Origin of the sequence: Sphingorhabdus sp. (genome assembly GCF_044239005.1) — a bacterium.
Lineage (GTDB): Bacteria > Pseudomonadota > Alphaproteobacteria > Sphingomonadales > Sphingomonadaceae > Sphingorhabdus_B.
In genome coordinates, this window is sequence record NZ_JBIICH010000042.1 from 1 (window position 1) to 15,870 (window position 15,870).

Annotated in this window: 16 protein-coding genes; 8 read left to right on the forward strand and 8 right to left on the reverse strand. The window is 56.0% G+C overall.

The features are described 5' to 3' along the window. The 5 genes from ACILQA_RS05025 to alaS all read left to right on the forward strand — a co-directional run. A partial coding sequence (locus ACILQA_RS05025; protein ID WP_395628699.1) for a response regulator occupies positions 1–1,112 on the forward strand: 1,112 nt, incomplete at its 5' end. A 126-nt stretch (positions 1,113–1,238) separates the two neighbouring features. After that, positions 1,239–2,318 carry a recombinase RecA gene (gene recA / locus ACILQA_RS05030; RefSeq protein ID WP_395628700.1) on the forward strand — a complete coding sequence of 360 codons (1,080 nt, stop codon included), beginning with the start codon at positions 1,239–1,241 and terminating at the stop codon, positions 2,316–2,318. Positions 2,319–2,479: 161 nt separating this feature from the next. Next, positions 2,480–3,298, forward strand: coding sequence for an agmatinase family protein (locus ACILQA_RS05035; RefSeq protein WP_395628701.1), 819 nt, complete (start codon positions 2,480–2,482; stop codon positions 3,296–3,298). A 2-nt stretch (positions 3,299–3,300) separates the two neighbouring features. Beyond that, a complete protein-coding gene (locus ACILQA_RS05040) occupies positions 3,301–3,927 on the forward strand; it encodes a glutathione S-transferase family protein (RefSeq protein WP_395628702.1) in 627 nt (208 codons plus the stop codon). A 63-nt stretch (positions 3,928–3,990) separates the two neighbouring features. Next, positions 3,991–6,633 (forward strand): alanine--tRNA ligase, encoded by a 2,643-nt coding sequence (gene alaS, locus ACILQA_RS05045; protein ID WP_395628703.1) that lies wholly within the window; start codon positions 3,991–3,993, stop codon positions 6,631–6,633. Here alaS and ACILQA_RS05050 read toward each other — a convergent pair. After that, a complete protein-coding gene (locus ACILQA_RS05050; protein ID WP_395628704.1) occupies positions 6,630–8,390 on the reverse strand; it encodes a cation:proton antiporter in 1,761 nt (586 codons plus the stop codon). The genes alaS and ACILQA_RS05050 overlap by 4 nt on opposite strands. A 100-nt stretch (positions 8,391–8,490) precedes the next feature. After that, positions 8,491–9,711, reverse strand: coding sequence for an NADP-dependent isocitrate dehydrogenase (locus tag ACILQA_RS05055; RefSeq protein WP_395628705.1), 1,221 nt, complete (start codon positions 9,709–9,711; stop codon positions 8,491–8,493). 151 nt (positions 9,712–9,862) lie between these two features. On the opposite strand from ACILQA_RS05055, the gene ACILQA_RS05060 reads away from it, so the two are divergent. Genes ACILQA_RS05060 through ACILQA_RS05070 form a run of 3 tightly spaced genes read left to right on the forward strand, consistent with a single transcriptional unit; the run spans position 9,863 to position 12,759 of the window. Beyond that, on the forward strand, positions 9,863–10,597 hold the full coding sequence (locus ACILQA_RS05060) for a phosphatidylserine decarboxylase (RefSeq protein WP_395628706.1): 735 nt from the start codon (positions 9,863–9,865) through the stop codon (positions 10,595–10,597). Then, on the forward strand, positions 10,597–11,364 hold the full coding sequence (locus ACILQA_RS05065; protein WP_395628707.1) for a CDP-alcohol phosphatidyltransferase family protein: 768 nt from the start codon (positions 10,597–10,599) through the stop codon (positions 11,362–11,364). The genes ACILQA_RS05060 and ACILQA_RS05065 overlap by 1 nt, the downstream gene beginning before the upstream one ends. Before the next feature lie 54 nt (positions 11,365–11,418). Beyond that, positions 11,419–12,759: a DNA recombination protein RmuC gene (locus tag ACILQA_RS05070; protein WP_395628712.1), complete on the forward strand. Its 1,341-nt coding sequence runs from the start codon at positions 11,419–11,421 to the stop codon at positions 12,757–12,759. A gap of 15 nt (positions 12,760–12,774) precedes the next feature. Here ACILQA_RS05070 and ACILQA_RS05075 read toward each other — a convergent pair whose 3' ends face one another. The 6 genes from ACILQA_RS05075 to ACILQA_RS05100 form a co-directional block, all read right to left on the reverse strand. After that, on the reverse strand, positions 12,775–13,587 hold the full coding sequence (locus tag ACILQA_RS05075) for a TrmH family RNA methyltransferase (RefSeq protein WP_395628708.1): 813 nt from the start codon (positions 13,585–13,587) through the stop codon (positions 12,775–12,777). After that, the gene (locus tag ACILQA_RS05080; protein ID WP_395628709.1) at positions 13,587–13,865 is read right to left on the reverse strand and encodes an HPr family phosphocarrier protein; all 279 of its coding nucleotides are present in this window, start codon (positions 13,863–13,865) and stop codon (positions 13,587–13,589) included. Before ACILQA_RS05080 ends, ACILQA_RS05075 begins: the two co-directional genes overlap by 1 nt. Beyond that, positions 13,862–14,266 (reverse strand): PTS sugar transporter subunit IIA, encoded by a 405-nt coding sequence (locus ACILQA_RS05085; protein WP_324476938.1) that lies wholly within the window; start codon positions 14,264–14,266, stop codon positions 13,862–13,864. The genes ACILQA_RS05080 and ACILQA_RS05085 overlap by 4 nt, the downstream gene beginning before the upstream one ends. Continuing rightward, the gene (gene rapZ, locus ACILQA_RS05090) at positions 14,263–15,228 is read right to left on the reverse strand and encodes an RNase adapter RapZ (protein ID WP_395628710.1); all 966 of its coding nucleotides are present in this window, start codon (positions 15,226–15,228) and stop codon (positions 14,263–14,265) included. The genes ACILQA_RS05085 and rapZ overlap by 4 nt, the downstream gene beginning before the upstream one ends. Beyond that, positions 15,225–15,698, reverse strand: coding sequence for an HPr kinase/phosphorylase (locus ACILQA_RS05095; protein ID WP_395628711.1), 474 nt, complete (start codon positions 15,696–15,698; stop codon positions 15,225–15,227). The genes rapZ and ACILQA_RS05095 overlap by 4 nt, the downstream gene beginning before the upstream one ends. Continuing rightward, positions 15,698–15,870 (reverse strand): ATP-binding protein (locus ACILQA_RS05100; RefSeq protein ID WP_395628713.1); only part of this gene is annotated, 173 nt, incomplete at its 5' end. The genes ACILQA_RS05100 and ACILQA_RS05095, both read right to left, overlap by 1 nt.

Genomic DNA, 15,870 nt, shown 5'->3' on the forward strand with positions numbered 1-15,870 from the left:
AGCTGGCGGGCGGTGTTGCGCATGATTTCAACAACATCCTGACCGCGATTATCGGATATTGCGACCTCATGCTGCTGCGGCATCAGCCCGGCGATGGCGATTATGATGATATTCAGCAGATCAAGAACAATTCAAATCGCGCGGCCAGCCTGACCCGCCAGTTGCTTGCCTTCTCGCGTCAGCAGACATTGCGTCCGCAGATATTACAACTGGCGAATGTTGTGGCCGACGTATCCAGCTTGCTGAAGCGATTGCTTGGCGAGACTGTCCGGCTTGAGGTGCATCACGGGCGCGGTGTGGGCGCTGTTCGTGCCGACCCAGGACAACTTGAGCAGGTAATTATCAATCTGGGCGTGAATGCGCGCGACGCTATGCCCAAGGGCGGCGTGGTGCACATCAGCACATTGGCGGTGGGGCAGCAGGAGGTCGCTGCGATGGGTAGCGAGTTTTTACCCATTGGCGACTATGTAAAATTATCCGTCGAGGACAGCGGTGTCGGCATTTCCAAGGAAAATCTGTCCAAGATATTCGAGCCGTTTTTCACGACGAAGGAACTGGGGAAGGGTACCGGGCTTGGTCTCTCCACAGTCTATGGCATTGTTAAACAATCGGGCGGGTTCATCTTTGCCGATTCAACCGTCGGCCAAGGTACACGCTTCGACATCTTCTTGCCTGTTCATCAAGGTGAAGCGCCTTTTGTCGGGATGGGTAAAAAGGAATTTTATAAGCCCAAGGATTTGTGGGGCAACGGGCGGGTCTTGATTGTTGAAGACGAAGACATGGTGCGCGCAGTCGCAGAGCGTGCGTTGGTTCGGCAGGGTTATGTCGTGGAAACTGCTAGCGATGGCGAGCAAGCGCTTGAACTTTTTGCAGAAGGCAAGCGATATGACCTCATCGTCTCGGACGTCGTCATGCCCAATATGGATGGCCCGACAATGGCACGCAATTTACGTGACACATATGGCGACATCCGCCTGTTGTTCATGTCCGGTTACGCAGAGGAGCAGTTGCGCGAGACGATCAGCCTCGACAATGTGTCGTTCCTTGCTAAGCCATTTTCAGTTCAGCAAATTGCGGAAGCGGTCCATGACGCGCTCGCAAAGACTAATTAGTTAAGATATTGAAAATCAATATATAAATAATTTTGTTCCGCTCTTGTTCTTTTGGAACAGAAGGTGTACATAATGGCTATTCCGGATAATGTTCTGGAACAGGCATGACGCTAAAGGAGTGGAAAAATGGCAGCAAGTCTTAAAATGGTCGATGGGAATCAGGCAAACGGTATGAAAAATTCGGAACGTGAAAAGGCGTTAGAAGCGGCGCTCGCGCAGATTGATCGCGCCTTTGGTAAAGGCTCGGCGATGAAGCTGGGTAGCCGTGAGGCTATTGCTATTGATGCAGTGTCCACAGGCTCGCTTGGTCTGGATATTGCGCTTGGCATTGGCGGCCTGCCTAAGGGACGCGTGATCGAAATTTACGGTCCAGAAAGCTCGGGTAAGACCACGCTGACCTTGCATGCAATTGCAGAGGCGCAGAAGGCAGGCGGTACGGCGGCATTTATCGATGCAGAGCATGCGCTGGATCCGGGCTATGCGAAGAAATTGGGTGTCGATATTGATAACCTCATCGTGTCGCAGCCCGACACGGGTGAGCAAGCACTTGAGATTGCAGATACGCTGGTGCGTTCTAACGCAGTCGACATTTTGGTTATCGACTCGGTTGCTGCACTTGTACCGCGCGCCGAAATCGAAGGTGAAATGGGCGACAGCCATGTCGGCTTGCAAGCCCGTTTAATGAGCCAGGCGCTTCGCAAAATTACAGGTTCGATCAGCCGGTCGAACTGCATGGTGATTTTCATCAACCAGATCCGCATGAAAATCGGTGTGATGTACGGTTCGCCCGAAACCACCACTGGCGGTAATGCGTTGAAATTTTATGCGTCGGTCCGTTTGGATATTCGCCGCACAGGTCAGATTAAGTCTGGTGAAGATATTGTGGGCAACACAACCCGCGTGAAGGTTGTGAAAAACAAGGTAGCTCCACCGTTCAAACAGGTCGAATTCGACATCATGTACGGCGAAGGTATTTCCAAGACCGGGGAACTTTTGGATCTGGGCGTGAAGGCAGGAATTGTCGAAAAGTCCGGCAGCTGGTTCAGCTATGACTCGATCCGTATTGGCCAGGGGCGTGAGAATTCAAAAACCTATCTTACGGAAAATCCTGAAGTCGCCGCACGGTTGGAAGCGGCCATCCGCGGCAAGACCGAAGAAGTCGCTGAAGTCCTGATGACAGGGCCTGACGCGGAAGACGACGTTTAACAAATATGCGAACAAGCGCGGCCTTGCCTGAGGCCGCTGCTTTCGACCCGTCCTGGTCCACCCCGGGGCGGGTCACTTTATTTGCCACCCACATATGAAGAGCCGCGCGCGAGGACCGCTGACTTCTTGACAGGCAGGGTGGCTAAGGCACAACTGCATCAATGACATTCCAGATTCACCTGATTGGCTTGCCCACAGATCAAAACAGTTCGTTCGAACGTGGCGCAGCGGCGGCACCGGCCGCAATTCGCCATGCAATATTTAGCGATCGGGGTAACCTATCGACCGAGTGCGGCCTTGAAATAGGAACCGACATCGCGCTGATCGATCGCGGTGATGTGCCGCTTTTGGACGTGGACGCCGCGGCGGATGACGCGCTTATCGTAAAAGCGGTGGCTGACGCGATGGACGCGGGCGCGGTTCCTCTGCTGCTGGGCGGCGATCATTCGGTAACATATCCGGTGGTGGCGGCTCTGGCCGCGCGTCATGGTCCGCTCAACATTCTGCATTTCGATGCGCACCCCGACATTTATGCTGATTTTGAAGGCAATCCGCGCAGCCATGCATCGCCATTCGCCCGCATATTGGAAGCCGGCCACGCAAAGCGCATTGTTCAAGTCGGCATCCGGACGCTGAACCGCCACTGCCGCGAACAGGCGGAGCGTTATGGCGTTGAAATACTCCCGATGCTGAACTTCTCGCCGGCGCATGTTCCCGTTCTTGAAGGGCCGCTCTACATCAGTTTTGATCTCGATGGCCTTGACCCGTCGGAGGCGCCGGGTGTGGCGCATCCCGAGCCGGGCGGCCTGACGGTGCGCGAAGTCCTGTCGATACTTGCAAGACAAAATGCCGCAATCGTCGGCGCGGATGTCGTGGAACTTAACCTCCAGCGCGACGTGAACGATGTTACGGCAATCGTCGGGGCCAAGCTGGTTCGGGAAATCGCCGCGCGTATCTATCAAAATCATTCAGGAGAATAACCATGACCATCACAGTGCACCATTTGAACAATTCGCGGTCGCAACGGATTTTGTGGCTCCTCGAAGAATTGAACGTGCCGTATGAAATTGTGCACCACCAACGCGATGCCGTGACCAATCTTGCGCCTGAGGCGCTTTTGAAAATACATCCTTTGGGTAAGTCACCGATGATAGAAGACGCCGGCAATGTCGTTTTTGAATCAGGGGCTATCGTCGAATATTTGTGCGAGCGTCATAATGGCGCGCATCTGGTGCCGCCACGTGGGACAGACGAACATATCCGCTACCTTGAGTGGCTGCATTTTGCCGAGGGTTCGGCGATGACACCGATTTTGCTCAACCTGTACACGGCCCGTCTGGGCGAAGCCGCCGCGCCGCTGCACCCGCGCATTCATGAGCAATTGGAGAGCCATTTCCAGTTCATGGAGGATGGATTGAACGCTAGCGGATGGTTTGTGGGCGATATGATGAGCGGCGCCGACATCATGTTGAGCTTTCCAGCCGAGGCCGCCGTCAAAATGGGTCGCGCTGCCAACCGCCCGAACCTCACCAAATTTGTGGAAACAATCCACGCGCGGCCCGCATTTCAGCGCGCGCTCGAAAAGGGCGGACCTTATGCTTATGCCTGATGGAGCGGCAAAGTGCATATCCGGCTTGCAGGGCGGCGAGTCGTTCCCTAAGTCGCTTTCGTTATGACATCGACCAATGATATTCGCCGCGGGTTCCTTGATTATTTTGGTGCTGCCCAGCACGACATAGTCTCGTCCGCGCCACTCGTGCCGTACAATGACCCGACATTGATGTTCGTCAATGCCGGCATGGTACCGTTTAAAAACGTGTTTACGGGGCTTGAAAGCCGGGAAACGCCGCGTGCAGCTTCCAGCCAGAAATGCGTGCGGGCGGGCGGCAAGCATAATGATCTGGACAATGTCGGCTACACGGCGCGCCACCACACATTCTTTGAAATGCTCGGGAACTTCTCGTTCGGCGATTATTTCAAAGAACAGGCGATTACCCATGCGTGGACATTGCTGACCAAGGAATGGGGCCTTGATCCATCGCGCCTGACGACGACGGTTTACCACACCGATGACGAGGCATTTGACCTGTGGCGCAAGATTGCGGGCCTTCCCGAAGAGCGTATCATCCGCATCGCGACGAACGATAATTTCTGGTCGATGGGTGACACGGGGCCATGCGGCCCGTGCAGCGAAATCTTTTATGACCATGGCGACCATATCTTTGGCGGCCCTCCCGGAAGCCCGGATGAAGATGGCGACCGTTTTGTCGAAATCTGGAACCTCGTGTTCATGCAATTCGAGCGGCAGGATGACGGCACCGATGTGCCGTTGCCAAAGCCGTCGATCGATACCGGCATGGGGCTTGAGCGCATCGCTGCTGTCATGCAGGGCGTGCACGACAATTACGACACCGACACGTTCAAGGCGCTGATCAATGCGTCGGAAGAGCTGACCGGCACCAAGGCGCAGGGCGACCAAATGGCCAGCCACCGCGTGATTGCCGACCATTTGCGCTCGACCAGCTTCCTGTTGGCCGATGGTGTCATGCCGTCGAACGAAGGTCGCGGCTATGTTCTGCGCCGCATCATGCGCCGCGCCATGCGCCATGCGCACATCCTTGGCGCGAAAGAGCCGTTGATGCACCGTTTGGTGGGCAGCCTCGCCGCGGAAATGGGCGCGGCCTATCCCGAATTGCTGCGTGCGCAACCGATGATCGAAGCGACGTTGAAGCAGGAAGAAACCCAGTTTCGCCGCACGCTGGACAAGGGCATCAAGCTGCTGGATGAAGCGACCACGGGCATGCAGCCCGGTGACATCCTTGCCGGTGATACCGCCTTCAAACTGTATGACACATATGGCTTTCCATATGACCTGACCGAAGATGCGTTGCGTGCGCAGGGCTTGGGCATTGATCAGGCCGGTTTTGAAACCGCCATGAACAATCAAAAGGCGATGGCGCGTGCCGCATGGAAGGGTTCTGGTGCCAAGGCATCGGACGACGTCTGGTTCGACATCGCCGAACGCGTTGGTTCGACCGAGTTTACCGGTTACGCAGCAAATGAAGGCGAGGGGCAAGTTGTTGCCCTCGTCAATGATGGCGTTGAAGTCCAGTCTGCGGCTGCAAACGACACCGTGACCGTCATCACCAACCAGACGCCATTTTACGGCGAAAGCGGCGGCCAGATGGGCGACGCTGGGGTTATTTCAAGCGCCAACATGCGTGGTGACGTCACCGACACGGCAAAGCCGCTTGGACGTTTGCATGCACATCAGGTGACGATTGGAACGGGCGAGATCAAGGTCGGCGACTTTGTCACCCTGAAGATCGATACAACCCGTCGCGACTCCCTGCGCGCCAACCATAGCGCAACCCATTTGCTGCACGCATCCCTGCGTGAAAGACTGGGCAGCCATGTCACGCAAAAGGGAAGCCTTGTTGCACCGGATCGTCTGCGGTTCGACTTTTCGCATAATCAGGCGGTGACCGCTGATGAAATTGCGATGATTGAAGCCGATGTGAACGCACAAATTCGGGGTAATCAGCCCGTAACCACGCGTTTGATGACCCCCGATGACGCGGTCGCTGCGGGTGCGCTTGCGTTGTTTGGCGAGAAATATGGCGAGGAAGTCCGCGTGTTGACGATGGGCAGGACCGAAGACACGCATTATTCGCTCGAACTGTGCGGTGGCACGCATGTGAACGCATTGGGTGACATTGCCTTGTTCACGATCGTGTCCGAAGGCGCCGTCGCAAGCGGTATCCGCCGGATTGAGGCATTGACCGGAGAGGCCGCACGCCTCTGGCTCGTTGGCCGCGAAACACAGTTGAAGAATGTAGCCGCAATGCTGAAAACCGCGCCTGATGAAGTCGGCGCGCGTATTGAAACATTGATGAGCGAACGCAAGCGGATGGAGAAAGAGCTCTCCGAAGCCAAGACGGCGCTCGCATTGTCCGGTGGCAGCGGTCCTAAGGCTGAAGCTGAAACAATCGGTGATGTCACATTCATGGGGCAGGTCATCAATGGTATCGAGCCAAAGGCCCTGCGCGGTTTGGCCGATGACCAGATGAAGGCCATTGGCAGCGGCATCGTCGCCATCATTGCGGCGAACGAGAACAGCAATACCGTCGTTGTCGCCGTCTCACCCGCGCTCCACGCCACGCTGACCGCTCCAGACCTTGTTCGCGCCGCGACCGAGGCGATGGGCGCGCAAGGTGGCGGTGGACGTCCCGATATGGCACAAGGCGGCGGCCCAGCTGGCGCTGAACTGGCGCAGGCGGCATTGGATGCCATTAGGGCAAAGATTGCCGGTTAAGACGTAAGCTTGAGCTTGGGGGCCTCGTCGAGGCCGCCTGCTTCTTTAATCTGCCGCCGGAATTCGTCGCGCTTTTCGTGGATCGATGCGATCACGGGGCCCATGGCCACGCCGAGGTCGACAAGCACGGCTTCCGATAGCTGAAGCGAGCTTTCCAGTGTTTCGGGAACAGCATCGGTTGCACCGGCCTGATACAGGCGTGCGGCATGGTCTGTATCACGTGCACGGGCGACGATGGTAATATCGGGCAACCATTGGCGGACGCGCTTGACGATATGTTCGGCCAGCACCGGTTGATCCATGGTCAGAATAATCGCCTTTGCGTGGCCAAGGCTCAGCTTGTCCAATGTTTCGGGTCGTGAGATGTCGCCAAAGATAACTTTATACCCACCGCGCCGCGCCGCGGTGACGACATCCACATTGGATTCAACTGCAACATAAGGCTGCCCATGCGTCGTCAGCATGTCGGCCACCAAATGACCGACCCGGCCAAAGCCGATAACGACCGTGCGCGGTTCTTGCGCCGGGTCTTGTTCATATATCTCGTCGTCGGTCTCGCGCAGTTCAATTCGGCGCGCCATGTCGTGGCCGATGCGCGCTAATATCGGCGTTATGGTTAAGCCAATTGCCGTTGCGACTTGCCAGAAATTGACGGTCGCAGCGTCAATAATCTGCGCCGCGCCGGCTGCGCCTAACACAATAAGGGTGGTTTCGGATGGGCTTCCCATAAGAACGCCTGTCTCAGTGGCGGTCCCCGTGCGTGCGCCGTTCAGCTTCAGCAGGCCTGCGGTAACCGCCGCCTTTATCAGAACGACGCTGGCCACCGCGCCAACCAGCGCCGCCCAATTGGCCGCGACAAAGCGCAGATCGACTTGCATGCCGATGCTGATCAGAAACACACCCAGCGCCAGTCCCTTGAACGGCGCGGTCATGACGGCGACTTCGGTATGATAGTCCGTCTCGGCGATTAACAAACCAGCGATCATTGCGCCGACGATGGGCGAAAGGCCAACCGCGCCGGTCGCGAGACTTGCCACGATCACGACCAGCAGGCTGACCGACACAAATAGTTCCGGGCTTTTGGTCCGCGCGGCCTGCCCGAACAGGCGGGGCAGGAAGAAGCGGCCAAGTACAAGCATGCCGACGATCACCAATGTGCCCTGCCAGAGAACAGTAACCATGCCCTCCCACGAATCCGAACCCGCTTGTGGAGCCAGCGCCCCCAGGACGAAGATGATCGGGACGATCGCAAGATCTTCGAAAAGCAACATCCCAAGGGCCGATTTGCCAACGGCAGAATGCGTGCCCGATATCGGCAGCACCAGCGCAGTCGATGAAAGCGCCAGCGCAATGCCGATGCCAATCGCAGCCGTCAGATTATAGCCAAATAGCAAAAGCCCCGCGGCAATGATGATTCCCGCACCGAACAATTGCGCCGCGCCCACGCCAAAAACCAGACGCCGCATCTTCCACAATCGCCGAAAGGACAGTTCAAGCCCTATCGTGAACAGCAATAAGATAATGCCATATTCGCCAATGGGGCCAATGGCCTCTGGATTGGTAATGGTAACCCATTCAAGCAATGGATAGCGTTCGACCAAAGTGCCGAGGCCCATGGGGCCGACCATTATCCCCACCAAGATGAAACCGATAATCGGCGTGATGCGAAAACGGGCGAAGGCCGGGATGACGATGCCAGCCGCGCCCAGAATGACGAGCAGATCGCTTATGCTTTCGCTGTGTAATTCACCTGCCATGTGCACCTTGTACGCCAATGCAGCATGAAAAGGGAAGGACAGGACAATAAAAAAGCGCGGAGGTTGCCCTCCGCGCTTTGTTGTACTTATGAGTTTGCTGTTACTGCCAGCTGCCCATTTTAGCTTCGAGGTTGGCGCGAACCTGTTCAAAGAACTGCTCGGTCGTCATCCATGCCTGGTCTGGACCAATGAGTATCGCGAGATCCTTTGTCATGTGGCCGTCTTCAACAGTCTGGATGCACACTTCTTCAAGCGTTTCTGCAAAGCGAGTCACTTCAGGCGTTTCGTCAAACTTGCCACGGAACTTCAGGCCGCCGGTCCATGCAAAAATCGACGCAATCGGGTTGGTCGATGTTGCCTTGCCCTGCTGATGCTGGCGGTAATGGCGCGTTACCGTGCCATGAGCGGCTTCAGCCTCAACGGTCTTGCCATCTGGTGTCATCAGAATCGACGTCATCAATCCAAGCGATCCAAATCCTTGAGCGACTTGGTCGGACTGCACATCACCATCATAGTTTTTACACGCCCAGATGAACTTGCCCGACCACTTCAGCGCGGACGCGACCATGTCATCGATCAAGCGATGCTCGTACACAATGCCGAGTTCTTTGAACTTTTCGGCAAATTCGGCTTCGTACACTTCTTGGAACAGGTCCTTAAAGCGGCCATCATAATATTTCAGGATGGTGTTCTTGGTCGACAGATACACGGGCCATTCGCGGGTTACGCCATAGTTCAGCGAAGCGCGGGCAAAATCACGAATCGAATCGTCGAGATTGTACATCGCAAGCGCAACGCCCGGTGATGGATAACGGAACACTTCTTCATCAATTTTTTGGCCATCGTCGCCGTCCCAGACAAGGCGCAATGTGCCGGGTCCGGGAACGAGGAAATCGGTCGCGCGATACTGGTCACCAAATGCATGGCGGCCGATCACGATAGGGTCAGTCCAGCCCGGAATGAGGCGCGGGACATTTTCGATGACAATCGGTTCACGAAAAACAACGCCGCCCAAAATGTTGCGGATGGTGCCGTTTGGCGACTTCCACATTTTCTGCAGGCCGAACTCTTCTACGCGCGCTTCATCGGGTGTGATGGTCGCGCATTTTACGCCGACACCGAATTCGCGAATTGCGTTGGCGGAATCAACAGTGACCTTGTCATTGGTCTTGTCGCGATATTCCATGCCAAGGTCATAATATTTCAGGTCAATATCGAGATATGGCAGGATGAGACGTTCCCTGATCCATTCCCAGATGATGCGAGTCATTTCGTCGCCATCGAGTTCTACAACCGGATTTTTGACCTTAATTTTTGCCATGTCAGAAAGCTCTTTCCGTTGGGGAGATTTGATATTGACGGGTGCCATAGCAAAGTCTGCCATATGTTCAACTGGCTAGCGCAATTGTCGGAAATTGCCGGAAACGGCATCAAAGGTTGTAAGATGCACTGTCATCCCCTAGCTAAAGTCTATGAGTAGACAAGAATTGACAAACCGGGGCAGCGGGGTCGCGAAATGGTCGTTTCCGCCTGTTCACCCCGAAGGCCGTAAATTTGGCCTGATCGCAGCGGGTATCACCCTGTTTTTTGCATTTATGGCATGGGAGACGCTCGCATGGCCCATGGGCGCCGTGACCATCTGGACACTCGCTTTCTTTCGCGATCCAGTCCGTGCAACACCCATAGACGACCGCTTTGTGGTTTCGCCAGCAGATGGCCTTGTCACCTTGATTGAACAAGTTCTGCCACCCGCAGAATTGCGCGGGCCAGACGGTCTGGGTGATCAGCCGATGACGCGGGTTTCGATCTTCATGAGTGTGTTTGACGTGCATATTAACCGGACGCCAATCCGCGGCACGATCAAACGCGTTGTGTACATCGCCGGTAAGTTTTTGAACGCTGACTTGGATAAAGCGAGCGAAGAAAACGAACGTCAGCACTTCCTTGTTGAGCGCAGCGACGGCGTGCGCATCGGCTTTACGCAAATCGCTGGTCTTGTTGCCCGCCGTATTGTTGCCTTTGTCAAAGAAGGCGACAGCGTAGCTAATGGCCAACGTATCGGCCTTATCCGCTTTGGCAGCCGCGTGGATGTATATTTGCCGCACGGAACATCGTCGCGCGTCATTAAGGGGCAGCGTTGCGTTGCTGGCGAAACGGTCATCGCCGACTTGGGCGTTGATCAAGATTTGATTGCCGTCGCACACTAATGAACGATTTTCCCTCTCGCCCCGGCATTCCGTTACGGGCGCTCGCACCAAATGCGATCACCGCGCTTGCCTTGTGCACTGGCCTCTCGGGGGCATGGTTTGCGATGCAGGGCCGCTGGGAAAATGCTGTCGCCGCGATGGTTATTGCAGGTGTGCTTGACGTCATGGATGGCCGCGTCGCCCGGATGTTGAAAGGCGAAAGCCGTTTTGGCGCGGAACTGGATTCGCTTTCTGATGTGATTGCTTTCGGCGCGACCCCGGCGCTGGTCATGTACATGTGGGTGCTGCAGGATATGCCGCGCTTCGGCTGGACCATCTCCGTATTCTTTGTGCTGTGCGCTGCGCTGCGGCTTGCGCGTTTTAATGCGCGCATCGACACCGAAGACCAGCCCCATAAATTGGCGGGATTTAACACCGGCGTTCCATCGCCGCCGGGTGCAGCGTTGGCCTTGCTGCCGATGATGATTTGGTTCGAAACCGGTGCAGAATGGGTGCGTGACTATCGCTTTCTTGGGCCATGGTTGCTCCTGTGTGCGGTCTTGATGGTTTCCAACGTTGCCACCTACAGCTGGTCGTCGATTAAGGTCCGCCGTAGCCTGCGCTTTATGGCTCTCGCTTTTGTTGGTTTGTTTACCGCGACCTTGGTTGCTGCCCCTTGGGTTGCGATGATCGGGGCGACAATAGTTTATGCAGGGCTGCTGCCGTTTAGCGCCATAAGCTATGCGCGCGTAAAAAAGGCACGGCGGGCGCAAACCGAAGCCGCTTGACCTAAGCCTGCCATAGGCTATGTTCCGCATTCGTTCTATATTTGGAGTGCTGTGTTGGAGCCGTTAGTCGTCATTGTCATCGTTGTGCTTACTTTGCTGGTCGGGCTTGTCCTCGGCTGGTTTGCAGGCGGGCGTGAAAGCCGGGCAGGGCAGGAAACAACCGTGCAACTGCGTTCCATGCTTGATCAGGTCGTGGTTGAGCGCGACAGTGCAAAGGACCGATTGGCGCGTCTGGAAACCAGCCTAGAAGAACGTGAGCGCGGCTTTGACGAACAAATCGCGGTGCTGGGTCAGGCAAAAGAAACCTTGTCGGCGCAGTTTGGCGAGATTGGCCAAAAACTGTTGGGCGAGGCGCAAGCGGCTTTTCTTCAACGCGCCGATGAACGTTTTCATCAGGCCGGTGAAAAGAATGAAGAGCGGTTGAAGCAGCTTTTGGGGCCCGTTGGCGAAAAGCTGAAAGCATATGAAGAGCAAGTCGGCAAAATCGAGAAAGACCGCACGGAAGCCTATGGCGATCTGAAGGGTTTGATTGGCGAAATGCGGCTTGGGCAGGAGCGTGTTTCAAACGTTGCCTCTGGCCTGATGAACTCATTGCGCAATGCGCCAAAGGCGCGGGGCCGCTGGGGCGAGCAGCAGTTGAAGAATGTTTTGGAAAGCTGCGGCCTATCCGAACATGTCGATTTTGATCTGGAAACCAGCATTGATGCAGGCGATGGCCTGCGCTTGCGGCCGGACGCTATCATTCACGTGCCGGGCGGACGGACGTTGGTTATCGATGCCAAGGTGTCTTTGAACGATTACCAAGACGCATTTGCCTCCGTGGATGACGACGTTCGCGCCGTCGCCATGACGCGGCACACACAGTCGATGAAGAACCATATCGATGGTCTGTCGCGCAAAGCCTATTGGGACCAGTTTGAGGACGCGCCCGATTATGTGATTATGTTTGTCCCGGGCGAACATTTTCTGGCGGCTGCGCTTGAGCATGAACCGCAATTGTGGGACTTTGCCTTTGATAAGAAGGTGTTGTTGGCCACGCCGACTAATCTGGTTGCGATTGCGCGGACCGTTGCCAGCGTATGGCGGCAAGAGGGGCTCGCACGCGAAGCCAAGCAAATTGGCGCGCTTGGCAAGGAAATGTACGATCGCATTGCCGTTGCCGCGCAGCATCTGAAATCGGTGGGCAGCGGGCTGTCCTCGGCGGTGAATAATTATAATAAATTCGTGGGCAGCTTTGAACGCAACGTTATGTCGACGGGTCGGAAATTTGCTGACCTAAATGTTGAAACCGGCAAGCGCGAATTGGAAGATATCCCGTCGGTCGAGGCGCTGCCGCGTTACGGTGATGCCGAAATGAACGCGCAAATTGCCGACGGACGCGAAGCGGCGGAGTGATAGCTCTGGCGAAAGTCAGTCGCGCGCTGGACGGCGAAACTGGTTCAGCACTTCATACGCCATGACTGCCGTGGCCACCGCGGCGTTTAAGCTGTCCGCCTTGCCCTGCATCGGCATTTTGACGAGCAAGTCGCACTGACCTTCATAATCGTCGGGCAGACCCTGCGCTTCGTTGCCCGTCAGGATGAAGCAAGGGCTGGTGTAGTGCGCCGCTTGATAGTCTGTGTCGGTTTGCAGGCTCGTCCCGACCAGCTGACCATCGCCCGCGCGCAACCAGGTCATAAACTCGTCCCATCGACACTGAACAATTTTTTGCGTGAAAATAGCGCCCATGCTCGCGCGGACGGCCTCAACCGAAAACGGGTCTGTGCAGTCATCAATGAGAATAAGCCCGCCGGCGCCGACAGCATCGCCGGTCCGCAACATTGTCCCCAAATTGCCCGGGTCGCGCATCGCTTGCGCCACGAGCCAGATCGGCGCGGTCGCGCGCTCTATATCGGCAAGCGTGGTAATATGGTCACGATAGACACCGACGACCGCCTGTGCGTTATCTTTGCCGGACAGTTTCGCCATGATTTCGGCGCTGGTTTCAATGACGTCCCCGTCATTACGGAGAACCTCGTCTTCAAGCGCTATTTCGAGTGCGTGGACTTGCCGGTCTTTGACCCGGAACAGCATTTCGGGGAGAAAACCCGCTTCGCGGGCTTCCGTCATAATGCGGAGGCCTTCGGCGAGAAAAAGCCCCGCGCGTTTCCGCAATTTCTTTTCCCGCAGTCCGCGGATTTCCTTCAGAAGGGGATTGGAAAATCCCGTAATCTCACGGCGCATCAGTCTTCGCCAAAGCCGTCGACGACCAGCCCGATGAGTTTTTCAATGGCGGGCTCCGCCTGGTCGCCTTCAACGTGAATGGTAATTTCACTGCCCTTTGCCGCGCCGAGCATCATTAGACCCATGATGGACGTGCCCGTGACGATCTGCCCGTCTTTTTCAACTTCAACCTTAATGCCTTCGGGCAACCGGCTGACAAAGGTGACAAATTTTGCACTGGCGCGGGCATGCAGCCCTTTCACATTCACGATTGTTGCAGACCGGCTGAGGCGGGTCATTTCGACGCCTCAAGCACTTCGGACGCCACGCTGATATATTTTCGGCCCGCTTCACGCGCAGCGGCGACAGCCTCTTTCACATCCAGGTTTTTGCGGGCGCTATCGAGGCGGATCAGCATGGGCAGGTTTACGCCGGCGATGACTTCGACCCGGCCGCTTTCCAGAAGCGAGATGGCCAGATTGGACGGTGTTCCGCCAAAAAGATCGGAGAGGATTATCGCGCCTTTTCCTGAATCAACCTGCTTAATGGCCGCGGCTATTTCATTGCGGCGGGCCTCCATGTCATCATGCGGCCCAATGCAAATGGTGGCGATGTCTTTTTGGGGGCCAACAACATGCTCGAGCGCGACGAGAAACTCGGCGGCAAGTTTGCCATGTGTGACTAAAATCAAACCGATCATGTGATGTCGTTACCCTGTGGAGCGCTATTCTTATTTGCGCCGTTAGCAGGCTCTTCAATTGCGTCAATCGGTCTTGAGGTCAGATTGCGATGGTTCACCGCGGGGTCAAAGCCATCTTCACGTAACCAACGCCCAAATTGTTCGGCGACATGGACCGATCTGTGGCGTCCGCCGGTGCAGCCAAAGGCAATGTTTACATAGGCCTTACCTTGCGCGTCATAGAGCGGCAAAAGATAGCGGAGCAAGTCGCGTATCTTTTCCATCGCCGCATCATAGGCCGGGTCAGCTTCGACATAATGCGATACACCTTCATCCAACCCCGTAAGCGGCCGAAGTATATTGTCCCAATGCGGATTGCGCAGGAAACGCAGATCAAAAACCAGATCGGCATTGTGGGGAATGCCGCGTGAATAGCCAAAGCTGGTGATTGTAATGACCGAATGTGGCGATGCTTCGTTGTTGAACTGCTCGCGGATTGCCTGTTGCAGGTCATGTGCGGACAGCTTGCTCGTATCGATGACCGTCTCTGCCCAGCGCCGAAATGGCTCCATCAACGTCCGTTCAATCGCGATGCCATCCATGGCCGGGCGGTCCGGCGCCGCGGGGTGACGGCGCCGCGTCTCTGCGTAACGGCGTTCAATTTCAACGCCTGCACAGTCGAGAAACAGCGTTCTGATGGTCAGGTTGGGCTGGTTCTGCAGCTGTTTGATCTGTTGAATGAGCGTTTCGGCGTCAAAACCCCGCGTTCGGCTGTCAAAGCCAAGGGCGATGGGGATATCGGGGCTCGCCTGACGACCGGTGACGGGTATTTCAAGTAACTGGCTGGCAAGGCGGATCGGGAAATTGTCGACTGCCTCCCAGCCTAAATCTTCAAGCGCCTTCAGAACGGTGGTTTTGCCTGCGCCAGAAACGCCCGTCACAATCAATATTGTTTGCGGGATAGAGGCTGTTTTGGCGTTCACGATGGCAAGCTTTCTTTTGCAGAAACGGCGGATGTAAATTCGGGCAAGGCGCCGCGATCGAGAACTGCCCGCAACGCATATTCGACCTTGATCGCGCTGCTTTGTTCAAATGGGTTTAGCCTGGACACGGGAACGACGTAATCACCAATGTTGGTGCGCGCAATGTCTTCAGGTAATCTGTCTGGTGCATCCACGAACTCTATTACGAGGCGAAGCGGCGCAGACGCTATGAAATCGACATCAAAGATGCCGACGCCGCGCACCTCAATCTTTCCGGCGATATTGGGGGCGACGGTAAGTATTGGGGTGTTGTCACGGGTTTTCAGAAAAACGACATCATCGCTAATCAAAATTGCGCCGCGATCAATCAGCCGGAGCGCGAGATCGGACTTGCCGCTACCCGATTCGCCCATAATCATCACAGCATGGCCACCGATGGATATCGCGGTGCCATGGATCATCTGTGGCATTAGCGGGTCGCCACCGCTGCGCAGGGAAGGGCGATTTCAAAGCAGGCCCCGCCTTTACCATCCACGCGGTCGCGCACATTGATGCGGCCATGGTGGCCTTCAACAATTGTGCGCGCGATGGCCAAACCCAGCCCGCTATGTTTGCCGAAATTCTCCGTTGGCGGACGTTCAC

Coding starts and splice junctions, on each gene's coding strand:
- ACILQA_RS05080 (WP_395628709.1), bottom strand. CDS start 13,865: ATGACCCGCCTCAGCCGGTCTGCAACAATCGTGAATGTGAAAGGGCTG.
- ACILQA_RS05065 (WP_395628707.1), top strand. CDS start 10,597: ATGAACGATTTTCCCTCTCGCCCCGGCATTCCGTTACGGGCGCTCGCA.
- ACILQA_RS05055 (WP_395628705.1), bottom strand. CDS start 9,711: ATGGCAAAAATTAAGGTCAAAAATCCGGTTGTAGAACTCGATGGCGAC.
- ACILQA_RS05095 (WP_395628711.1), bottom strand. CDS start 15,698: ATGCCACAGATGATCCATGGCACCGCGATATCCATCGGTGGCCATGCT.
- ACILQA_RS05060 (WP_395628706.1), top strand. CDS start 9,863: ATGAGTAGACAAGAATTGACAAACCGGGGCAGCGGGGTCGCGAAATGG.
- ACILQA_RS05085 (WP_324476938.1), bottom strand. CDS start 14,266: ATGATCGGTTTGATTTTAGTCACACATGGCAAACTTGCCGCCGAGTTT.
- alaS (WP_395628703.1), top strand. CDS start 3,991: ATGACATCGACCAATGATATTCGCCGCGGGTTCCTTGATTATTTTGGT.
- ACILQA_RS05040 (WP_395628702.1), top strand. CDS start 3,301: ATGACCATCACAGTGCACCATTTGAACAATTCGCGGTCGCAACGGATT.
- ACILQA_RS05050 (WP_395628704.1), bottom strand. CDS start 8,390: ATGGCAGGTGAATTACACAGCGAAAGCATAAGCGATCTGCTCGTCATT.
- ACILQA_RS05075 (WP_395628708.1), bottom strand. CDS start 13,587: ATGCGCCGTGAGATTACGGGATTTTCCAATCCCCTTCTGAAGGAAATC.
- recA (WP_395628700.1), top strand. CDS start 1,239: ATGGCAGCAAGTCTTAAAATGGTCGATGGGAATCAGGCAAACGGTATG.
- ACILQA_RS05035 (WP_395628701.1), top strand. CDS start 2,480: ATGACATTCCAGATTCACCTGATTGGCTTGCCCACAGATCAAAACAGT.